Source organism: Janthinobacterium pasteuri, from assembly GCF_051380775.1.
Classification (GTDB): domain Bacteria; phylum Pseudomonadota; class Gammaproteobacteria; order Burkholderiales; family Burkholderiaceae_D; genus Janthinobacterium.
The window spans coordinates 214,126-232,166 of sequence record NZ_JBNYXS010000004.1; the positions used below are offsets into that span (position 1 = coordinate 214,126).

Below are 18,041 nucleotides of genomic sequence, written 5' to 3' on the forward strand. Positions count from 1 at the left end.
ATATCCGCTTTTACTAGGTATTATAGAAGCTGCTGGAGAGGTAGTGGCGTCTTAGATGCTTAAAAGCGACCATCAGGACGGCAGAAGCGGGTAAAGCGAGCAAAACGCCGACGAAACCAAACAATTGTCCGAAAGCCAATAAGGCGAAGATGACGGCCAGCGGGTTCAAACCGATGCGCTCGCCCACCAGGCGCGGCGTGAGGAAAAAGCCCTCGATGACCTGCCCGCAACCGTAAATGACGGCGACGGCGATCACGCCGCTCCAGTCGGCAAATTGCAGCAGGGCGGCGATCAGCGCCAGCATCAGCCCCAGGCCGAAGCCCAGGTAGGGGATGAACACCAGCAAGCCCGTAATGATACCCACAGGCAATGCTACTTCAAAACCGGCGATGGCCAGCGCCACCGAGTAATACGTGGCCAGCACCAGCATGACGAGCAACTGGCCGCGCAGGTATTGCGCCAGCAGGGTATCGACTTCCTGCGCCATGCCCACCGTACGGCCCACCCAGCGGCGCGGTACGGCACCGGCGATGCGCGCCAGCATCGGATGCCAGTCCAGCAATAGGTAGAACAACACGACGGGAATCAGCACCACGGTGGCCAGCCAGCCCAGCACGGCCGTGCCGCCGATGCGCGCCGAGGCCAGCACGGTGCTCCAGATTTCATCGCCGCTGGTGGCCATCTGCTGGCTCAGCATGCGTTTGATGCCCGTGCCGTCCAGGCGCACGCGGATACCCAGGTCGCGCAGTTTCGGCGCCAGCAGCTCGTTGGCCTTGCTGAGAAACTGCGGGATCTGCGCCTGCAGCAGGGGGATTTCTTTTTGCAATACTGGCACGACGATCAGCACCAGTGCCGTAATGGCGAGGAAAAACAACACCACGACGACCAGCACGGCCAGCGGCCGTGGCAAGTAAAAGCGCTTGTAGTGCAGGCGTTGCAATCGGTCCACGCCGGGATTGAGCACGTAGGCGAGGATGGCGGCGGCCAGGAAGGGCGTCAGGATGGGGCCCAGGCTGACGAGCAGCAGCAAGAATGCCAGCCAGACCGCGATCCAAAATGCTGTTTGCTTCTGTTCTGCGGTGATGGCGAATGGCATGTAGTTTGTGCTGTTGCGTTAAAAAAAGGCAGTTAATTACGAAATTGCGGGGCAGTTTGATAAAATAGCGACTTGATCGACCGAATTCACCCGCTGGCGCCCTGCCGCACGATGTTGAAAAACATGCTTGCGCGCGCGTGCCGGCGGGTATCCGCCTTCTATTTTACCGCCTCCGCTGCCACCACACCATGAACCAGACTTCTAATGTTTCCCTTTCCTACCGTGACGCTGGCGTCGATATCGACGCAGGTGACGCTTTAGTCGAAGCAATCAAGCCGTTTGCCAAGCGCACCCTGCGCGAAGGCGTGATGGGCGGCCTGGGCGGTTTTGGCGCCATGTTTGAAATCAGCAAGAAGTACAAGGAGCCGGTGCTGGTCTCGGGTACCGACGGCGTGGGCACCAAATTGCGCCTGGCGTTCGAACTGAACCGCCATGACACGGTCGGCATCGACCTGGTCGCCATGAGCGTCAACGACATCCTGGTGCAAGGCGCGGAACCGCTGTTCTTCCTCGACTACTTCGCTTGCGGCAAGCTGGACGTGGCCATCGCCACCGACGTCATCAAGGGCATTGCCCAGGGTTGCGAACAGGCGGGCTGCGCGCTGATCGGCGGCGAAACGGCAGAAATGCCGAGCATGTACCCGGCCGGCGAATACGACCTGGCAGGTTTTGCCGTCGGCGCCGTGGAAAAATCGAAAATCATCGACGGCACCAAGATCGCTCCAGGCGACGTGGTGCTGGGCCTGGCCTCGTCGGGCGTGCACTCGAACGGTTACTCGCTGGTGCGCAAGATCATCGAAGTGGCCAAGCCGGACCTGGAAGGCGACTTCCACGGCCGCAAGCTGGCCGACGTGCTGATGCAGCCGACGCGCATCTACGTCAAGCCATTGCTGGCACTGATGGACGCCATGGAAGTCAAAGGCATGGTGCACATCACCGGTGGTGGCCTGGTGGAAAACATTCCACGCGTGCTGCAGCCTGGCCTGGTGGCCGAGCTGGACTCGAAGGCATGGACCATGCCACCGCTGTTCACGTGGCTGCAACAGCACGGCGGCGTGGCTGACGCCGAGATGCACCGCGTCTTCAACTGCGGCATCGGCATGACCGTCATCGTCTCGCAGGAAAACGCGGACGCCGCCATCGCCCAGTTGCAAGCGGCCGGCGAAAGCGTCTCGCGCATCGGCACCATCCGCGCGCGCGTGGGCGATGAGCATCAAACGATCGTCATCTAAGCTGTAGTTTGAATAGAAGAGGCAGGCACTCGCGAGAGGCCTGCCTTTTTTTACGCCCGGATTGATCTATGCACCCCAGAAAAACACCTGGCTGCGGCCGATGCGGTCCGACAGGCGGCCAAAAAACCCTCACGCCCATCAGCGCTTGCGTGCCGCGAGGCACAGGCCAACTTGCGGCAGGCTGGCATAGAAGTCGCGCTCTTTTGCGTGGCATATTCATGCGTCATCAGCACGGCGCCGCCTCATTTGCCGCCGAGGCCGTGGCCTGCAGCGCGTGCCGCAGTTAATATAAGCGGCCATCAAGCTGCGGCCGCTATTGCTGGCGGAGAGCAACTAGGGTTTCAGCACCTTCGCCACCTTGGCTGCGCGCAGGCGGAAGGCATCGGGCATGCCTGAGCCCAGCAGCGGGCGCAGATATAACCTGAAAGCATCGGTGACGTCCGTGCCGCTGGCGCTGATGAATTCATCTTCCATGGTGCGCGTCTTGCCCGCCACTTCCGTCAGGGGCAGCAATTCATAATCGACGGAATAAAAGCCCGTGCGCTTGATGGCAACCGAGCCGTCGCGGTCGCCCCACATGGCGAACTGCACCGCCTTTTCTCCCACTTCTCGCGCTTCGCGTTGATCTACATCAGAGACGCAGCCGATGAAGGAGCGCTGCAGATAGCCGAAGGTATCGCCGCGCACGCGCTTGATGCCCAGTTTGGCCTTGATTTCGTCGCACAGCAGGTCGGCCAGCGCGCCCGTACCGGACAATTGCACATTGCCGTGCGCATCGCGTTCCACCTCATTGCCCACCTGTTTGGCCAGCAGGCTGGCGATGGGCTCGCCCGAGGCATCGTGGATGCCTTCCGAGACGGCGATCACGCAGCGGCCGTATTTTTCATACGTGGCTTTCACATCGGCCAGGAATTGCTCCAGCACGAAGATTCTTTCGGGCAGGTAGATCAGGTGCGGGCCATCATCGGGGAACTTCTTGCCCAGCGCCGAGGCGGCCGTCAAGAAGCCCGCGTGGCGACCCATCACCACGCCCACGTAGACGCCGGGCAAGGCTGCATTGTCGAGGTTGGCCCCGGCGAACGCTTGCGCGACGAAGCGCGCGGCGGAGGGAAAGCCGGGCGTGTGGTCGCTGCCCACCAGGTCGTTGTCGATGGTTTTCGGGATGTGGATGCAGCGCAGCGGATAGCCGGCCTTGTGCGCTTCCTCGCTGACGATGCGCACCGTGTCGGACGAGTCATTGCCGCCGATATAAAAGAAATGTTCGATTTCGTGCGCGCGCAGCACTTCGAAGATTTGATGGCAGTAGGCGATGTCCGGCTTGTCGCGCGTGGAGCCGAGGGCCGACGAGGGCGTGGCGGCCACCAGTTCCAGGTTGTGGCTGGTTTCCTGCGTCAGATCGACGAATTCTTCATTGACGATGCCGCGCACGCCATGCAGCGCGCCATACACGCGCGTGACATGCTGAAAACGCCGCGATTCGAGCACCACGCCCACCAGCGACTGGTTGATGACGGCGGTAGGGCCGCCTCCCTGGGCAACAAGAATTTTTCCAGACGGCATGGGATTTCCTTGTAAATGGAACGGCCCTCCAGCCTACTCCTTTTTAGCCGGGGCGCTGACTTTTCCGATAGTTCTGTCGTGGAATTTCTCCACGTCATCACAGGCCAGTATGCGCTGTTACTCCGGGGCGCGGATATGTTCCACCAGTCCCATGCTGCGCCGTCCCGGCGCCGGCGTCAGCCAGCTGACCAGGATGGCGGCGGCCAGGCCGGCCGGAACGCCGAAAATGCCCGCAGAAATGGGCGCGATATGAAACCATTGACCGCTGGCATTGCCGCCCAGCATGGTGCTGGTGTGCAGCATGTAATACAGGCACACGCCAAAGCCCGTCAGCATGCCGGCCAGCGCCCCCTGGTAATTGGCGCGTTGCCAGAAGACGCCCAGCGCCAGCGGCGGGAACAGGGTCGAGGCGGCCAGGGAAAACGCCACGCCTACCAGCGATAAAATGTCCGCCGGCTTTTGCGAGGCCGCATAGGCGGCGATGAAGGCCACGGCCAGCAACAGCAATTTTGAAATTGTCACGCGCTTTTGCGTCGAGGCGCTGGGATCGACCACCTTGTAATAGATGTCGTGCGACAGAGCATTTGAAATGGCCAGCAGCAAGCCGTCCGCCGTCGACAGGGCAGCGGCAAGGCCGCCGGCCGCCACCAGGCCGGAAATCACATAGGGCAGGCCGGCGATCTCGGGCGTGGCCAGCACCAGCACGTCGGCGTCGATGGAAATTTCCGCCAGTTGCACGATGCCGTCGCGGTTGACGTCGACGATGCTGATCAGGGGACTGAGTTTGTCCACATTGGCCCAGTACGATACCCAGGTGGGCAGGTTCGTGTATTGCGTGCCTACCAGTGCCGAGTAAATATCGTACTTGACCAGCACGGCCAGCGCAGGAATCGTGAGATAGATCAACAAGATGAAAAACAGGGCCCAGAAGACGGACACGCGCGTTTCATGCACGGAGGGCGTGGTATACGATCGCATGAGGATATGCGGCAGGGCGGCTGTGCCCAGCATCATGCAAAACACGATGGCCAGGAAATTGTTGCGCTTGATGTCGGACTGCTCGCGGTCGGCGGCGGGAAACGGCTGCGCGTGCGGAATGATGGGTTCGGCGCGTTTCTGATTCTGCACCTGCGCCGCCTGCCACAGCACGCGTGCCTCGTCCGGGCTTTTCGGATAGGCAATCAGGTAGCGCTCTGCGTTGCGGATATCGAACAGCGAGGTATTGCGCTGGCGCAAACTATCAAGCTGGCGCTGGGCCGCCTGGCGGCCTTGCTCCCAGGAACCGGGCAAACCGTCGATGCGCGCCTGGTAGCTTTGCGCGCGCTGGCGGAAGATGGTGCGCACTTCGTTTTCTTTCGGATCCGTTTCCAGCACGTGTTCGCGCGCGCTCAGTTGCGGCAACACCTTGCCGTAGGCGATTTGCGGCACGGGATTGTCCGCATGCTTGACCGACAGCCACATGGCGGGAATCAGGAAGGCGACCAGGATGATGATGTACTGCGCCACCTGCGTCCAGGTGATGGCGCGCATGCCGCCAAGAAAGGAGCAGACGAGGATGCTGGCCAGGCCCAGGAAGATGCCGACGGAAAAATCCACGCCCGTAAAGCGCGAGGCGATCAGGCCGACGGCGTAGATCTGCGCCACCACATACGTAAACGATACGATGATGGTGGCGGCCACGGCTACCACGCGCACGCTGGCGCCGCGCTTGTCGGTGCCGCTGCCGTAGCGGGCGGCGAGGAAGTCGGGAATCGTGTACTGGCTGAACTTGCGCAGGTAGGGGGCGATCAATAGCGCCACCAGGCAATAGCCGCCCGTCCAGCCCATGATGAAAGCCAGGCCGTCGAAGCCGTTCAGGTACAGGCCGCCGGCCAGGCTGATGAAGCTGGCGGCCGAAATCCAGTCGGCTGCCGTGGCCATGCCGTTGAACATGGCCGGCACCCGGCGCCCTGCCACATAGTATTCGGTGACATTCGAGGTGCGGCTGATGACGCCGATGGTGGCGTACAGGGTGATGGTGACCAGCATGAACAGGTAGCCGATCCAGGCGCGCGGCATGCCTTCCTGTTCCAGCACCGACAGGGCCAGCAGGAAGGCGGCGAAACCGGCGGTAAACAGCAGGTAGTAGCGGCACAGCCGCGCAAAGAAGCTGCGCTGACCGCTCATGTTTGCTCCGCGGCATGAAAATCCCGGTCCAGGCGCCGCATGCGCCAGGCATAGAAGGCGATGATGGCCAGGTACACCAGCGAAGCGCCCTGGGCCGCCATATAGAAGGGCAGCGGCCAGCCGAACAGGTTCAGGTGCAACAGTTCGCGCGCATAAAACACGGTCAGAAAGCCCGTCAGCAGCCAGATCAGCAGCAGGATGGCCGTCAGGCGCCGCGTCTTGTGCCAGTGCACATCGAGGCGCGCCTGCAGCTCGGGGCTGGGCGTGCGCGCCGGCCGCAGCGGCGCTGCGGGAAGGCTGGGCTTATCCATACGTGATCTCATCCTCTTCGGGCGCGTCCGGCAACAGCAGGGCAATGCTCAGGCGCAACAGGGTGCCTGGCAGTTTCGGCGACTGCGCGCGCGGATTGTTAAAAATATCGACTTCGGCGCCATGCTGTTGAGCAATTTCGCGCACGATGGCCAGGCCCAGGCCGCTGCCGTCGACGTTGCTGCCGAGAATGCGGTAAAAGCGTTCGAACACGTGGGCCCGCTCGGCCTGCGGGATGCCGGGGCCCGTATCTTCCACCTCCAGGATGGCCAGTTCCAGGGTGCTGCGCACGCGCACCGTGACGCTGCCGCCGGCCGGCGTGTAACGCAGGGCATTGTCGATCAGATTACTCAGCAGTTCACGCAGCATCATGGCATTGCCGGAAATCATGATCGAATACGCTGGCTGTTCGAAGCCCAGGTCGATATGCTGGGCAAACGAGGCTTGCACCCAGTCCTGCACCACGCCACGCGCCAGTTCGCTCAGCTCGATCGGTTCGAACGTCGTGCCCGCTTGCGGCTGGTTTTCTGCGCGCGCCAGGGCCAGCAGCTGGTTCACCAGGCGCGTGGCCGCTTCCGAACTTTTCGCCAGCTGCAGCAGCGAGCGGTGAATTTCGTCGTGGTCGGTCTGGCGCAGGGCCAGCTCGGATTGCATGCGCATGCCGGCCAGCGGTGTCTTCATCTGGTGCGCGGCATCGGCGATGAAGCGTTTCTGCATGTCGATCGACAGAGATAGTCGCGCCAGCATTTCGTTGAGCGAGCCGACCAGTGGCGTGATTTCCTCGGGCACCTGGCCCGATTCGATGGGGGAGAGATCGTCGGGCGGCCGCGCGCGTATGCGTTCCTGCAATTGCGCCAACGGCGACAGGCCGCGCGCCAGGGCAAACCAGACCAGGGCCAGGATCACGGGCAGGATGATGAACTGCGGCAAGATCACGCCCTTGATGATTTCATTGGCCAGCTGGGCGCGCTTTTCCAGCGTCTCGGCCACTTGCACCAGCGTGCGGCGCGGTTCGTCGTCGGTGCTGGACGGCATGTCGAGATAGCTGAACGCCACGCGCACGGGCGTGCCGTGGATGGTGTCGTTGCGAAACAGCACCATGCCGCTGCGGTATTTGTCGGGGTCTTGCGGCGGCGGCAAGTCGCGGTCGCCATCCAAGTATTCGCCGTGCCCGCCCACCACCAGGTAATACAGGGTGTCGACATCGTCGCCGCGCAGGAAGTCGCGGCCGCTGCTGTTCTTGTCCGGCACGCGGCGCAGCATCGCGCCGTCGGCCTGCTTGACCTGCTGCGTCAGCACCGTCACGCTGTCTTCCAGCGCATGGTCGAACGGTTGATTGGCGATGCCCTTGGCCACCAGATAGGTGATGGCGATGCTCATCGGCCACAGCAGCAGCAAGGGCGCCAGCATCCAGTCGAGGATTTCGCCAAACAGCGAATGCTCGATGGTGTCATCCTGCTCCGTGGTGGGCGGCTCGAACCAGTCGTCGTCGTCCGCCTCGTCCGCCGGCACCTCGCGCGCCTTCACTTGGTGGCGGGTCCGCTGGCCGGGCCTGCCGACTCGCCCGCTTCGGCGTTCAGGCGCGCCGCTTCCGAGTATTTTTCCAGGCAATAGCCGAGGCCGCGTACGGTGGCGATGCGCACGCCGCCCACCTCGATCTTCTTGCGCAGTCGATGCACATACACTTCGATGGCGTTGTTCGACACTTCTTCGCCCCATTCGCACAGGTGGTCGACCAGCTGCTCTTTCGAGACAAGGCGGCCGGTGCGGCCCAGCAGGATTTCCAGCAAGCCCAGTTCGCGCGCCGACAGGTCGAGCATCTGGTCGTTGATGTAGGCGCTGCGCCCCACCTGGTCGTAGCTGAGCGGGCCGTGCTTGATGACGGTGGCGCCGCCGCCGGCGCCGCGGCGGGTCAGGGCGCGCACTCTTGCCTCCAGTTCCGACAGCGCGAACGGCTTGGCCATATAATCATCGGCACCCAGGTCGAGGCCATTCACGCGTTGTTCGATGGAATCGGCGGCCGTCAGGATCAGCACCGGCAGCAGCGAGGCGCGCGCGCGCAGGCGGCGCAGCACCTCCAGGCCAGACATCTTGGGCAGGCCCAGGTCGAGGATCAGCAGGTCGAACTCCTGGGTGGACAGGGCCGTATCGGCCTCCTGGCCGGTCTTGACGTAGTCGATCGCATAACCGGACTGGCGCAGCGAGCGGGTCAGGCCATCGGCCAGCACGCTGTCATCTTCGGCAAGTAAAATACGCATGGTGCACTTCCTATGCTTGCGGCGGTAGAAGCTTGTATTGTGTTTCATTTTCCGCAAGGTAGCGAGTTTTTGTGAAAAACCAGGGTTGTATTGATCAGTTTCAAAACAAATCCACGTTCCGCTTGCATTGATCACTGTTTTTTTATACAGTACTGTCTGTGTAAAGAATTTAACCCACTGGCGCTATCGCAGGCTGCAGGATTCAAATGGATCTGCAACTGTAGAACGGCTGAAAGAACATATGGACGATAAAAAAGCTGTAGTACCCGCATCGGAAAAAGCCAAGGCGCTCGCCGCTGCACTGGCGCAGATCGAGAAGCAGTTTGGCAAAGGTTCGGTCATGCGCATGGATGCCAGCGCGGCGATCGAAGAAGTGCAAGTCGTGTCGACCGGTTCGCTCGGCCTCGATATCGCGCTGGGCGTGGGCGGTTTGCCGCGCGGCCGCGTGGTGGAAATCTACGGTCCGGAATCGTCGGGTAAAACCACGCTGACCCTGCAAACCATTGCTGAAATGCAAAAACTGGGCGGTACTTGCGCCTTTATCGATGCTGAGCATGCGCTCGACGTCGGTTACGCGCAAAAGCTGGGCGTGAACCTGCACGAATTGCTGATCTCGCAACCGGACACGGGCGAGCAGGCGCTGGAAATCTGTGACGCCCTCGTGCGTTCGGGCAGCGTCGACCTGGTGGTCATCGACTCCGTGGCCGCACTGACGCCACGCGCCGAGATCGAAGGCGACATGGGCGATTCCCTGCCAGGTTTGCAAGCGCGTTTGATGTCGCAAGCCTTGCGTAAATTGACCGGTTCCATCAACCGCACGAATACCCTGGTCATCTTCATCAACCAGATCCGCATGAAGATCGGCGTGATGTTCGGCAGCCCGGAAACGACCACGGGCGGCAATGCGCTGAAATTCTACGCCTCCGTGCGCCTGGATATCCGCCGCACCGGCTCGATCAAGTCCGGCGATGAAGTGATCGGCAACGAAACCAAAGTCAAGGTCGTCAAGAACAAGATCGCGCCACCGTTCAAGGAAGCGCACTTCGACATCCTGTACGGCGCCGGCACCTCGCGCGAAGGCGAAATCCTGGATCTGGGCTCGGATGCCAAGATCGTGGAAAAATCCGGTTCGTGGTACAGCTACAACGGCGAACGCATCGGCCAGGGCAAGGACAATGCCCGTGCCTTCCTGCAAGAGCGTCCGGCGCTGGCACGCGAGATCGAAAACAAGGTCCGCGCTTCGCTGGGCGTGCGCGAATTGCCACCGCTGGCTGCTGAAAAGCCGGAAAAAGCGGATAAAGCCGCCGACAAGGCTGCCAAGGCGGAAGCCAAGGCTGCCGAGTAAGCTGCCGTCAGCCATCATTCGCGCTTGCGGATGGTGTCTGGCAAGGTGTGACCATGATCGCCGTCCCGCGCTGTTGCGCCGGGCGGCGATTGTGTTTGGGTGCTGTGATCGTGGAATGAAAGACAAGGTGGGTGTATGGCTGCAGTACAACTAAGCCTGAAGGGCAGGGCGCTACGCTTTCTGTCGATGCGCGAACACAGCCGGATGGAATTGCGGCGCAAGCTGCAGCGCCATGCGCAGGAAGGTGACGACGTGGAAGCCTTGCTCGACAGCCTGGAGCAAGCCAACTGGCTGTCGCAGGAGCGCTTTTCCGAATCGCTGATTCACCGCCGCTCGGCCCGTTTCGGCAATAGCCGCATCATGGCGGAATTGCAAAGCCATGGCATAGGCGGTGAAGCGCTGCAGGAACTCAAGGCGGGCCTGGCCGAAGGCGAGACCGCGCGCGCCTGCGAAGTGTGGCGTCGCAAATTCGGTGAAGTGGCGCAGGATGCCGAACAGCGCAACAAGCAGGTGCGCTTCCTGATGCAGCGGGGCTTTTCGCAGCGCGCCGTGCAGGTGGCCTTGAAAGGCCTGGAGCCCGAGGACGACTAGACACGCGCCAAGGTACGTCCCGCTGGCCAAAGGTCAGACCTGCGCGCGGGCTTGCCCACCGTGGCTCCGCTGTGTTCCTTCTGCAACAGTTGATGGCTGCCCTGTGCCTTGCCTGCAAGCCAGCCTCGCTGCGGATCATTGTTTTACTGGTAAGTTCACTTTCCTTGTCAGCCGTTTGTCCCTGGATGGCATATTGTTGCGCTGCGTGGCGCCGGGCCTGCCTGTGCTGCCGTCTGCCGGGCAGGCGCGGTCAGTTGCGGTATTTCGCGGCACGTGTCGGCCATATCTATCATCACCGTGAGTGATAACAGCATCAATTTCCATGTGCATTTTTTATACTTTGAAATGTTTTTATCGAAGCAATGAAAAATTATGTTGCGGCGCAACCAGCGCCCAATGTGCTACACTTTTAGGGTTTTTGCGGCGCCGCAGGTGCGGTTGCTGTTCGTAGAAGCTGCGAACGGCGTGCTTTATGCACATGGCTGCTTACTAAATTATGGCCGCGCAAGCGGCATCGGTCTTATGCCCCTGTCAACTCCCGTATCCCGGCGCGCCCTACGGCACTCCCGCGTTATCGACGTCCAAGCGTATATGCGCGACGACGGCCTGTGGGATATTGACGCCCGTATCACCGATATCAAAAGCCATGACGCGATGCTGGCCTCCGGCCCCCGTCCCGCCGGCACTCCCCTGCATGACCTCCACTTACGCATTACCGTCGATCGCGAACTGACCATCGTCGAGGCCGAAGCTGCCTCCGATTCCGTACCCTATCCCGGTTTTTGCGATACCATCGGCCCCGCTTACAGCGCGCTGATCGGTCTGAATTTATTGAAGAATTTCCGCCGCGACTTGAAACAGCGCCTGGCGGGAATCGCCGGCTGTACCCATTTGACCGAATTGGCGCAAGTCTTGCCGACTGCGACGGTTCAGGCATTTGCCGGCGATGTCTGGTCGACCCGCGACGGTGAGAATGCTGATTTGCCGCATGAAAAGCCGTTTCAACTCGACAAATGCCACGCCCTGCGCACCGATGGCGGGGCGGTTACACAGTATTACCCGCGCTGGGTAGCCAAAGCGTGACCCCGGCGCTGTTTTTCCTGTTTTTTTTGCACCACTAACCGTATTTTTACAAATCAGTATCAGAAGGGAAGCCAGCATGAAAATCCATGAGTATCAAGCCAAAGAAATCCTCCGGCAGTATGGAGTGACGGTACCACGCGGTATTCCGTGCATGTCCGTCGACGAAGCCGTCAAGGCTGCGGAAACCCTGGGCGGTCCGGTATGGGTCGTCAAGGCGCAGATCCACGCAGGTGGCCGCGGCAAGGGCGGCGGCGTGAAAGTGGCGAAATCGATCGAACAGGTCAAGGAATACGCCGACCAGATCATGGGCATGCAGCTGATCACGCATCAGACCAGCGCCGAAGGCCAAAAAGTCAACCGCCTGCTGGTGGAAGAAGGCGCCGACATCAAACAAGAACTGTACGTTTCGCTGGTCACCGATCGCGTCACCCAGAAAATCGTCCTGATGGCTTCGTCCGAAGGCGGCATGGACATTGAAGAAGTGGCCGAGAGCCACCCAGAGAAGATCCACCACGTCACCATCGATCCAGGTGTTGGCCTGACCGATGCCCAGGCAGACGACATCGCGACCAAAATCGGCGTGCCTGCCGGTTCCATCGCCGACGCCCGCGTCAACCTGCAAGGCCTGTACAAAGCGTACTGGGAAACCGACTGCTCGCTGGCCGAAATCAATCCGCTGATCGTTACCGGCAGCGGCAAAGTCATCGCACTGGACGCCAAGTTCAACTTTGACCCGAACGCCCTGTTCCGCCATCCGGAAATCGTCGCCCTGCGCGATCTGGACGAAGAAGATCCAGCTGAAATCGAAGCGTCGAAATTCGACCTGGCTTACATTTCGCTCGACGGCAACATCGGTTGCCTGGTGAACGGCGCCGGCCTGGCCATGGCCACCATGGACACCATCAAGCTGTTCGGCGGCGAGCCAGCCAACTTCCTGGACGTCGGCGGCGGTGCCACGGCAGAAAAAGTGACCGAAGCGTTCAAGATCATGCTGAAAAACCCAGGCTTGAAAGCCATCCTGGTGAACATTTTCGGCGGCATCATGCGTTGCGACGTGATCGCTGAAGGCGTTATCGCCGCGGTGAAAGCTGTCTCGCTGAACGTACCGCTGGTCGTGCGCATGAAGGGCACCAACGAAGACCTGGGCAAGAAGATGCTGGCCGATTCCGGTCTGCCTATCATCGCAGCCGACACCATGGAAGATGCAGCCAAGAGCGTCGTTGCCGCTGCTGCCGGTCAAGCTTAATTAAGGAATCAACATGTCCATTCTGATCAATAAAGATACCAAAGTCGTAACCCAAGGGATCACCGGCAAGACCGGCCAGTTCCACACCCGCGGTTGCCGCGACTACGCGAACGGCAAAGCTGCCTTCGTGGCAGGCGTGAACCCGAAGAAAGCCGGCGAAGACTTCGAAGGCATTCCTATTTTCGCTAACGTCACCGAAGCGAAAAAAGAAACCGGCGCCAACGTGTCCGTGATTTACGTGCCGCCAGCAGGCGCGGCAGCGGCGATCTGGGAAGCTGTTGAAGCTGAAATGGATCTGGCCATTTGCATCACCGAAGGCATTCCTGTGCGTGACATGATGGCCTTGAAAGATCGCATGGCTAAAGCCAACAGCAAAACCTTGCTGCTGGGCCCTAACTGCCCAGGCTTGATCACGCCAGACGAAATCAAGATCGGCATCATGCCAGGTCACATCCACAAGAAGGGCCGTATCGGCGTGGTTTCGCGTTCGGGCACTCTGACCTATGAAGCAGTGGGTCAGCTGACCGCACTGGGCCTGGGCCAATCGTCGGCAGTCGGCATCGGCGGCGACCCGATCAACGGTCTGAAGCACATCGACATCATGAAGATGTTCAATGATGATCCAGATACCGACGCGGTCATCATGATCGGCGAAATCGGCGGTCCGGACGAAGCCAATGCTGCGTATTGGATCAAAGACAACATGAAAAAACCGGTCGTTGGCTTCATCGCTGGCGTGACCGCTCCTCCAGGCAAGCGCATGGGCCACGCCGGCGCGCTGATCTCGGGCGGTGCCGATACGGCACAAGCCAAGCTGGAAATCATGGAAGCTTGCGGCATCACCGTGACCAAAAACCCGTCGGAAATGGCGCGTCTGCTGAAAGCCATGCTGTAATTCCAGCCAGGTTCACGCAGTACAAAAAGGAGCTTCGGCTCCTTTTTTTTGTCCGCAAGACAGGCCGCTTCCCGGCCTGGGCCGACGGCGCTGGTCCGAACCTGCCCAAATGTGTCACTTTTCTTTCCACGTGTACCGCCGCTGCCCGGGCGCGCTGCTGGCATGGCGCTTGCACCGTGCACGGCACGCACAATGCACAATGGGAGGATACGATGCGCGCGCAGAGCGGATTTACCCTGATAGAACTGATGATCGTGGTGGCCATCGCCGGCATCCTGTCGGCCGTGGCCATTCCCCAGTACGGCGACTATACGATGCGGGCCAAGGTCAGCAACGTGCTGGCGGCGGCCGCGCCGCTGAAGACAGCCGTGGCCCTGTGCGTGCAGGAAAACGGAGGCCTGGCGACCGCTTGCAGCACTCCCACCCAGGCCGTGCCCAGCATCATCCCCATCTTTAGCCCGACGCGCGAAGTAGCCAGCGCCAAAGTCGACAAGGGCAATATCGAGCTGACCCTGGCGGGCGACATGGGCAGCGGCATCGGTGGCCAGACGGTGAGCATGGAGCTGCAGGTCGGCTCCAGCAGTCTGAGCTGGTTTAACAGCACCAGCGTGACGAATGCGGCGGTCAAGGAAGCCATTACCAGGAACAATATTCCCAAGGTGGTGGCGACGCAGTGAACGGCATCTGGCGCGCCCGTGTCAGACGATTTTTTGCCGGTCCGCGATCAGCGCTTCATAGGTGAGGTTTTGCAGCAAGGTGTAGTGGGTGGGTTCCAGGTCGATGAATTGCACGCCATATGTATAGATTTCGGTGACGTCGGCCGCATTGCGATTCGACGGCTTGCCCACGCTGACGTTCTGGATGCGCGCGCGCGTATTGACGCGCATCTGATGCTTGTTCGGCTGCACCAGCAGGGTAAAGCTGAGCGCAACGCCCTCGTCGTCCGGCGTGAGCATGCTGGGCGCCTCGATCAGCGCGCCCGAGACGCTGAGGTTGACGATGAATACGGGGACGGCCGGCACGTCGCGGTAGCTCAGCTGCGCCGGAATGTCCACTTTCACGCGCATGGCCGTGCGCAGGCTGGTGCCCTGGATGGCGTCGGGAAAGCTCAGGTGCACATAATTGAGGGGGCGGCCAAAGATGCGCAGCACGCTGCACGCAAACGAACACACGGTGACGCCGGAAAACACGCGGATGGTCAGCTTGTCGCCCTCGTTGAGCACGATGGACGCACCGTTTTCCATGGGAATCTTGACGATCAGATACTCGTCTTTCACATAGCCGATCAGGGTCGAGAAATGCTGGATGGGCTTGATGGTGCGGTGCGTGATGAACTGGATGCGTCCGCCCACCTGCAGATTCATCGCCTCGAATTCGAAGTCCTGGAGCTTGCTTTCTGCGGCGGGATTGTTGCTTGTCATGCGATACTCATCTGATATTGTCGGTTCGCAGTATGCATGATTTCTTGATGAAAAAGCACTTATATCAATGAAATTCATACTGGCATTGAAAAGTGCCATGTACGCGTGCCGGCAGTCGGGTCAGGCTTTACAATTGCGTCAATATTGACGAATATAAATCTTATGCCGCGCAGCTACTTCTGGACGATGCTGTCATTAATCCTGCATCAGGTCGATGCAGCGTACTGGCGCGAATGGGAAATGTTCCATGTGCCAGGCGGCATACAGGGTTTCCTGGTGTTTAACCTGGCGGCGATTGCCGTGGTGCTGGCCGGTTACAGGCATGTGTTGCTGGGCACCCCGCAGGCGACCCTGTATGCGGGCGTCTGCGCCGCGCTGGGCGTCGGCACCTTCCTGATACACGCCGGTTTCGCGCTGGCGGGACAGGCGCAATTTCACTTGCCCCTGTCGATCGCCATCATCGTGCTGTGCCTGGCATGCGCCGCGTGGCTGCTGAGCGATTTGCGCCGGCTCAAGGTCCATCTTGCGCGCCAGGCAGCATGATTACAACGCCGCCGTCCAGTCCCCGCTTTTTCCGCCATGCTTTTCCAGCACGCGCACATTCGTCATGACCATGCCCCGGTCGACGGCTTTGCACATGTCATAGATCGTCAATAAACCGATCTGCACGGCAGTGAGCGCCTCCATCTCGACGCCCGTCTTGCCCGTGGTGTCGACTTGGGCGCGGCAGTGCACGCTGTTGGCCGCTACCTCCACTTCAAAGTCGACGGTGACGCGCGTCAATGCCAGCGGGTGGCACAGGGGTATCAGGTCGCTGGTGCGCTTGGCGCCCATGATGGCGGCGATGCGGGCGATGCCCAGCACGTCGCCTTTCTTGGCGTTGCCGGACATGATCAAGGCCAGCGTGGCGGGCTGCATGCGGATGGTGCCGGCGGCCACGGCGCTGCGGCGCGTGTCTTCCTTGGCGCCCACGTCCACCATATGGGCCTGGCCTGTGGCGTCGAAATGGGTCAGTTCCCCGGTGGGGACTTGCTTGTCTGCTGTTGTCATGGCGTCAAAAATAGGTGAGGAGTGGAGATGCGGCACGCCGGGCCACGACGTCATGCCACTGGCGTGGCACATGCTTGTCGCGTGGGAATGGGCGCCGCTAACAAGGTATGATAGCACCCGTGAATTCAAAAACTACCCTTTCGATCGACCTTGAAAACGCCGGTGCTGCATGGTTGCGCCGCTCCCGGCGCGCATCCACGCTGGCTGCATTGTGGCTGGCAACGCCGTTTGCGCTGGCGCAAACCTATACGTCCGCGCCGGCCACGCCTGTCCCCAGCGTGCCCGCCAAGCCGGCCGCCAATTGGACGCCGCTGGCCGTGCCGCCGGCGCCGAATCTGCCGAACCTCGGCGATACCTCGCGCGAAGACCTGTCGCCGGCGATGGAGCGCAAGATCGGCGAGGAAATCATGCGCGGCATCCGCGGCGACCGCGACTATCTGGACGACGCTCCCTTGCTGGAATACCTGAATACCTTCGGCAACGCCCTCGTGGCGGCGCGCCCCAGCGTGCGTGGTGAAACGAATTACGACTATTTCTTCTTTGCCGTGCGCGATCCCCAATTGAACGCGTTTGCCTTGCCCGGCGGTTTCATCGGCGTGCATTCGGCGCTGGTGCTGGCGGCGCAGACGGAGGCGGAACTGGCTTCCGTGCTGTCGCACGAGATCGGCCACGTGGCGCAGCGCCATATCGCGCGCATGCTGGGCCAGCAGCGCCAGGATGCCCTGATGCCGCTGGCGGCCATGCTGCTGGCGGCACTGGCATCGCGCGCGGGCGGCGATGTGGCGCTGGGCGTGTTTGCCGCCGGCCAGGGCCTGGCGATCCAGCGCCAGCTCAATTTCGGCCGCGATGCCGAACGCGAGGCGGACCGCATCGGTTTCCAGATCATGGGCGAAGCCGGTTTCGATACCACCGGCATGGTAGCCTTCTTCGGCCGCATGCAGGCGGCCAGCCGTTCGTACAGCGACCTGATGCCTGCCTATCTGCAGACCCACCCGCTGACGACGGAGCGCATCGCCGACATCCAGGCGCGCATCCGCGAGCAGCCCTACAAGCAGCGTCCGGACAGCCTGAGTTTTCACCTGGCCCGCGCCCGCGCGCGCGTGCTGCAGGATGAAAGCGTGCAAGGCCTGCTGAATGCCAAGGCGGTCTTCAAGACGCAGCTGGAACAGCAAAGCCGTTTCCAGGTGGTGGCCGCCCATTACGGCTTGTCTTTTGTCGCCGTCAAGCAGGGCAAGCCGGCTGACGCGCAGAAGGAACTCGACGCGGCCAATGCCGCCCTGCACCAGCCGGCCGGGCCGAATGTGTTTACCTCGGGTGGCACGCAGGCCCCCAATTCGCTGCTGGCGGCGATGGGGCTGGAAGTGCTGTTGATGCCGGCGCAGAAGAAGGAGGTGGCGCAGCAAGCCCTGAAGGCGGCCGACGCGGCGCGCCAGCAGTTTCCCCTCTCGCGCGGCATTGCCCATCAGTATGCGGAAGCGTTGATGGCTGCCGGCAAGCTGGAGCAGGCTACCCTGTACCTGCGCGATCAGGTGCAGCTCTACAAGGAAGAGCCGGAACTGTATGATTTATTGGCGAAATCCTATGCTGACCAGGGCAAGATGACCTTGCAGCACATGGCGCTGGCCGAATCCTACGTGCTGCAGGGCGCCACGATGGCGGCGCTGGACCAGCTGACGATTGCCCGCAAATCGACGGACGCGACTTTCTATGACCAGGCCGTGATCGATGCGCGCGAGCGTGAACTGCAGGAAAAGCGCCGCGAACAGATCAAGGACCAGAAGGGCTAGCG

17 protein-coding genes are annotated in these 18,041 nt (G+C 61.2%); 9 read left to right on the forward strand and 8 right to left on the reverse strand.

Features of this window, described 5'->3' with window-relative positions; translation table 11 throughout:
• Positions 1-13: 13 nt before the first annotated feature.
• On the reverse strand, positions 14-1,096 hold the full coding sequence (locus tag ACQ4WN_RS06680; RefSeq protein WP_436550805.1) for an AI-2E family transporter: 1,083 nt from the start codon (positions 1,094-1,096) through the stop codon (positions 14-16).
• A gap of 188 nt (positions 1,097-1,284) precedes the next feature.
• Here ACQ4WN_RS06680 and purM point away from each other — a divergent pair, with 188 nt between their 5' ends.
• Positions 1,285-2,328, forward strand: coding sequence for a phosphoribosylformylglycinamidine cyclo-ligase (gene purM, locus ACQ4WN_RS06685; RefSeq protein ID WP_096238012.1), 1,044 nt, complete (start codon positions 1,285-1,287; stop codon positions 2,326-2,328).
• Between the two features lie 333 nt (positions 2,329-2,661).
• Here purM and ACQ4WN_RS06690 read toward each other — a convergent pair whose 3' ends face one another.
• The 5 genes from ACQ4WN_RS06690 to ACQ4WN_RS06710 all read right to left on the reverse strand — a co-directional run bounded on the left by ACQ4WN_RS06690 (position 2,662) and on the right by ACQ4WN_RS06710 (position 8,621).
• Complete coding sequence (locus ACQ4WN_RS06690; RefSeq protein WP_436550806.1) at positions 2,662-3,888, reverse strand: 6-phosphofructokinase; 1,227 nt, start codon at positions 3,886-3,888, stop codon at positions 2,662-2,664.
• A 117-nt stretch (positions 3,889-4,005) separates the two neighbouring features.
• Entirely contained in the window at positions 4,006-6,054 is a 2,049-nt protein-coding gene (locus ACQ4WN_RS06695; protein WP_436550807.1) for a sodium:solute symporter family protein, read from the reverse strand.
• On the reverse strand, positions 6,051-6,365 hold the full coding sequence (locus ACQ4WN_RS06700) for a DUF4212 domain-containing protein (protein ID WP_436550808.1): 315 nt from the start codon (positions 6,363-6,365) through the stop codon (positions 6,051-6,053). Before ACQ4WN_RS06700 ends, ACQ4WN_RS06695 begins: the two co-directional genes overlap by 4 nt.
• Positions 6,358-7,890, reverse strand: a complete 1,533-nt coding sequence (locus ACQ4WN_RS06705; RefSeq protein ID WP_436550809.1) for a sensor histidine kinase — start codon at positions 7,888-7,890, stop codon at positions 6,358-6,360. The genes ACQ4WN_RS06700 and ACQ4WN_RS06705 overlap by 8 nt, the downstream gene beginning before the upstream one ends.
• Positions 7,887-8,621, reverse strand: a complete 735-nt coding sequence (locus tag ACQ4WN_RS06710; protein WP_436550810.1) for a response regulator — start codon at positions 8,619-8,621, stop codon at positions 7,887-7,889. Before ACQ4WN_RS06710 ends, ACQ4WN_RS06705 begins: the two co-directional genes overlap by 4 nt.
• A 241-nt stretch (positions 8,622-8,862) precedes the next feature.
• On the opposite strand from ACQ4WN_RS06710, the gene recA reads away from it, so the two are divergent.
• The 6 genes from recA to ACQ4WN_RS06740 all read left to right on the forward strand — a co-directional run bounded on the left by recA (position 8,863) and on the right by ACQ4WN_RS06740 (position 14,458).
• Complete coding sequence (gene recA, locus ACQ4WN_RS06715) at positions 8,863-9,966, forward strand: recombinase RecA (protein ID WP_099376371.1); 1,104 nt, start codon at positions 8,863-8,865, stop codon at positions 9,964-9,966.
• A gap of 135 nt (positions 9,967-10,101) precedes the next feature.
• Positions 10,102-10,557, forward strand: coding sequence for a recombination regulator RecX (gene recX / locus ACQ4WN_RS06720; RefSeq protein ID WP_436550811.1), 456 nt, complete (start codon positions 10,102-10,104; stop codon positions 10,555-10,557).
• 522 nt (positions 10,558-11,079) lie between these two features.
• Complete coding sequence (locus ACQ4WN_RS06725) at positions 11,080-11,640, forward strand: DUF2889 domain-containing protein (protein ID WP_436550871.1); 561 nt, start codon at positions 11,080-11,082, stop codon at positions 11,638-11,640.
• 76 nt (positions 11,641-11,716) lie between these two features.
• Positions 11,717-12,886, forward strand: a complete 1,170-nt coding sequence (gene sucC / locus ACQ4WN_RS06730; RefSeq protein WP_436550812.1) for an ADP-forming succinate--CoA ligase subunit beta — start codon at positions 11,717-11,719, stop codon at positions 12,884-12,886.
• 13 nt (positions 12,887-12,899) lie between these two features.
• Positions 12,900-13,781 carry a succinate--CoA ligase subunit alpha gene (gene sucD, locus ACQ4WN_RS06735; RefSeq protein ID WP_034746085.1) on the forward strand — a complete coding sequence of 294 codons (882 nt, stop codon included), beginning with the start codon at positions 12,900-12,902 and terminating at the stop codon, positions 13,779-13,781.
• A 212-nt stretch (positions 13,782-13,993) separates the two neighbouring features.
• Positions 13,994-14,458 carry a pilin gene (locus ACQ4WN_RS06740; RefSeq protein ID WP_436550813.1) on the forward strand — a complete coding sequence of 155 codons (465 nt, stop codon included), beginning with the start codon at positions 13,994-13,996 and terminating at the stop codon, positions 14,456-14,458.
• Between the two features lie 21 nt (positions 14,459-14,479).
• On the opposite strand, the gene ACQ4WN_RS06745 is transcribed toward ACQ4WN_RS06740, so the two are convergent.
• Complete coding sequence (locus ACQ4WN_RS06745; RefSeq protein ID WP_436550814.1) at positions 14,480-15,202, reverse strand: flagellar brake protein; 723 nt, start codon at positions 15,200-15,202, stop codon at positions 14,480-14,482.
• 162 nt (positions 15,203-15,364) lie between these two features.
• On the opposite strand from ACQ4WN_RS06745, the gene ACQ4WN_RS06750 reads away from it, so the two are divergent.
• On the forward strand, positions 15,365-15,745 hold the full coding sequence (locus ACQ4WN_RS06750; RefSeq protein ID WP_436550815.1) for a DUF6713 family protein: 381 nt from the start codon (positions 15,365-15,367) through the stop codon (positions 15,743-15,745).
• Here the strand turns inward: ACQ4WN_RS06750 and moaC are convergent, their stop codons facing one another.
• Positions 15,746-16,252, reverse strand: a complete 507-nt coding sequence (gene moaC, locus ACQ4WN_RS06755) for a cyclic pyranopterin monophosphate synthase MoaC (RefSeq protein WP_436550816.1) — start codon at positions 16,250-16,252, stop codon at positions 15,746-15,748. It lies immediately after the preceding gene.
• Between the two features lie 173 nt (positions 16,253-16,425).
• Between moaC and ACQ4WN_RS06760 the strand changes: the two genes are divergently transcribed.
• The gene (locus ACQ4WN_RS06760; RefSeq protein WP_436550872.1) at positions 16,426-18,039 is read left to right on the forward strand and encodes a beta-barrel assembly-enhancing protease; all 1,614 of its coding nucleotides are present in this window, start codon (positions 16,426-16,428) and stop codon (positions 18,037-18,039) included.
• Positions 18,040-18,041: the final 2 nt, after the last annotated feature.

What these genes read in the sequence shown, in the direction of transcription:
- ACQ4WN_RS06680 (WP_436550805.1), bottom strand. Translation starts at nt 1,096, where the DNA reads ATGCCATTCGCCATCACCGCAGAACAGAAGCAAACAGCATTTTGGATC.
- purM (WP_096238012.1), top strand. Translation starts at nt 1,285, where the DNA reads ATGAACCAGACTTCTAATGTTTCCCTTTCCTACCGTGACGCTGGCGTC.
- ACQ4WN_RS06690 (WP_436550806.1), bottom strand. Translation starts at nt 3,888, where the DNA reads ATGCCGTCTGGAAAAATTCTTGTTGCCCAGGGAGGCGGCCCTACCGCC.
- ACQ4WN_RS06695 (WP_436550807.1), bottom strand. Translation starts at nt 6,054, where the DNA reads ATGAGCGGTCAGCGCAGCTTCTTTGCGCGGCTGTGCCGCTACTACCTG.
- ACQ4WN_RS06700 (WP_436550808.1), bottom strand. Translation starts at nt 6,365, where the DNA reads ATGGATAAGCCCAGCCTTCCCGCAGCGCCGCTGCGGCCGGCGCGCACG.
- ACQ4WN_RS06710 (WP_436550810.1), bottom strand. Translation starts at nt 8,621, where the DNA reads ATGCGTATTTTACTTGCCGAAGATGACAGCGTGCTGGCCGATGGCCTG.
- recA (WP_099376371.1), top strand. Translation starts at nt 8,863, where the DNA reads ATGGACGATAAAAAAGCTGTAGTACCCGCATCGGAAAAAGCCAAGGCG.
- recX (WP_436550811.1), top strand. Translation starts at nt 10,102, where the DNA reads ATGGCTGCAGTACAACTAAGCCTGAAGGGCAGGGCGCTACGCTTTCTG.
- ACQ4WN_RS06725 (WP_436550871.1), top strand. Translation starts at nt 11,080, where the DNA reads ATGCCCCTGTCAACTCCCGTATCCCGGCGCGCCCTACGGCACTCCCGC.
- sucC (WP_436550812.1), top strand. Translation starts at nt 11,717, where the DNA reads ATGAAAATCCATGAGTATCAAGCCAAAGAAATCCTCCGGCAGTATGGA.
- sucD (WP_034746085.1), top strand. Translation starts at nt 12,900, where the DNA reads ATGTCCATTCTGATCAATAAAGATACCAAAGTCGTAACCCAAGGGATC.
- ACQ4WN_RS06740 (WP_436550813.1), top strand. Translation starts at nt 13,994, where the DNA reads ATGCGCGCGCAGAGCGGATTTACCCTGATAGAACTGATGATCGTGGTG.
- ACQ4WN_RS06745 (WP_436550814.1), bottom strand. Translation starts at nt 15,202, where the DNA reads ATGACAAGCAACAATCCCGCCGCAGAAAGCAAGCTCCAGGACTTCGAA.
- ACQ4WN_RS06750 (WP_436550815.1), top strand. Translation starts at nt 15,365, where the DNA reads ATGCCGCGCAGCTACTTCTGGACGATGCTGTCATTAATCCTGCATCAG.
- moaC (WP_436550816.1), bottom strand. Translation starts at nt 16,252, where the DNA reads ATGACAACAGCAGACAAGCAAGTCCCCACCGGGGAACTGACCCATTTC.